Origin of the sequence: uncultured Campylobacter sp. (assembly GCF_938045535.1) — a bacterium.
Lineage (GTDB): Bacteria > Campylobacterota > Campylobacteria > Campylobacterales > Campylobacteraceae > Campylobacter_B.
Genome location: NZ_CALIMQ010000022.1, coordinates 1 through 1,906, shown reverse-complemented (window position 1 = coordinate 1,906; position 1,906 = coordinate 1). Strand labels below are relative to the sequence as shown.

Sequence of the window (1,906 nt, the reverse complement as noted above, 5' to 3'; positions counted from 1 at the left end):
TCGATATTTTTGTTTACGATGATCCAGTTTTTGCCCAAGCCGCGCAACTTCTGCTCATCTATCACGCCCCTGAAATTCGTCGCAAAGATTATGCAGATCACCGAGTATAGCTCGCCTAGTTTCATCTTTTTCCTTTAAATTTAATCAAATTTCGCTCGCTTTTTTTAGCTTTTCGATGCCGAATTTTTCCCAAATCATGCTTAAAGATCGATCCAGGCTCTGCTGCTTTTTATCGATCTCGCCAAAGAGCAGCGAGCCGCCCGATCTGCCGCTAAAATTTGAAAGATTTAGCGCTACGTGGATTATCTGCGCGCCTTTTTTCACGTCGCAGAGCCTAAACAGCTCAAGCGCGGTCTCGCTCAGCAAGCTTAAGCTAAACGCCCTATCCTGGCTGATCTGGTGCGAAAACTCCTCGCGCGATTTATAGCGGATCTTTAGATCATACGTCGCGGGCTTTAGGCCCCTTGCAAGCACTTCGCCCGCCAAATGGCGCGCCAAAATTAAAATTTTACGCCGCAGCTCGTCTCGATCGGCGCACGGCGCGAAGCTGCGCCCAAAGCCGATGCTTTTGCGCTCGCGCTTTGAGACGACCTCGCCCTCATCCTCGCCGCTAAGGGCTGCAAAAATTTTCCTGCCGTTTGCGCCCATCTTTTCAAAAATTTCTCTATGCCCTAGCGCGTCGCCGAAGCTTACGATGCCGTATTTGCCGAGCGTTTTTTGCGCCGCTTTGCCGATGCCGGGGAATTTCGCTACCGGCACGGCGGATAGCTCGCACGCGATTTGCGATTTTAAAATTTGACGCACGCCGAAGGGCTTGGCAAGGCTCGTAGCGAGTTTCGCGATCAGTTTTGATTCGCTAAGACCGACGCTGCACGGAAGGCTAAAGCGGCGCATAATCTCGCTTTGCAAAAACGCAGCAAAGCCCAGCGCGTCTGCGTCGTATGCCGTACCGCGTAAATTTAGAAAAAACTCGTCGATGCTAAATTTTTCGATCTCGGGCGTAAAGCTTAGTAAAAACTCATAAATTTCGCGTGAAATTTTTCGGTATTCGCCGTGCTGCGAGCGCACTAAAATCAGCTGCGGGCAGAGTCCGAGCGCGATTTTAACGGGCTGCGCCGAGTGCACGCCGTCCGCTCTGGCCTCGTAGCTCGCGCTTAAAATCACGCTACCAAGCTCGCTCTTGCCGCCGAAAATCTCCTCGTCGCCGCCTCCGACGACTGCGATCTTTTTGCCCGCAAGCGCGGGATCGGCGAGCCTCGCTACAGAAACGAAGAAGCTGTCCAAATCGATGTGGGCTATCAAACTATGTCGATCCCAAAACCGCTAAGCCCGGCGTAGTCTTTCGGCTCGCTCTTGCTTAAAATTTTGATTTTTCTAACGCCCAGATGCGCTAAAATTTGCGCTCCGATACCGAAGCTCTTAAAATCGGCGCGATTTTGCGTGGATTTTAGCATCAAAAGCACGCCGCCCTCTTTGCGCAAAATCTCCAGATCGCGCATAAAATCGTTAAATTTCGTATCGCTTAAAAACTCCAGATCGCTTGAAATTTTATGAAATTTCACGTTCGTCTGCGCGCTCTTTCCCAGCTCGCCGAAAATATAGGCGCGGTGCTCGTTGCCCTCGTGATCGCTCACGTCGTAAAATTTCGCCGCTTCGCCGCACAGCATAGCGCTTTTTGGCTCGCTAAATTTAACGAGCGTTTCGTGTTTTAAGCGGTACTGCACGATCTGCGCGACCGAGATCATATTGATGCCGTGCTGCGCGCAGAATTTTTCCAGATCGTCCCTGCGCGCCATATCGCCGTCGTCTTTGACGATCTCGCAGATCACGGCGCTTTGCGAAAGCCCCGCCAAGCGGCACAGATCCGTAGAGCCCTCGGTGTGCCCCGTGCGGGCGAGCACGCCGC

2 protein-coding genes are annotated in these 1,906 nt (G+C 52.2%); both read right to left on the bottom strand.

The genetic code is table 11. The features are described from left to right. Window positions 1-144: 144 nt before the first annotated feature. Entirely contained in the window at window positions 145-1,302 is a 1,158-nt protein-coding gene (locus Q0095_RS01090; RefSeq protein WP_297880566.1) for a DNA polymerase IV, read from the bottom strand. Continuing rightward, window positions 1,299-1,906: 3,4-dihydroxy-2-butanone-4-phosphate synthase (locus Q0095_RS01085; protein WP_297880564.1), on the bottom strand; the 608-nt coding region annotated here is incomplete at its 5' end. The genes Q0095_RS01090 and Q0095_RS01085, both read right to left, overlap by 4 nt.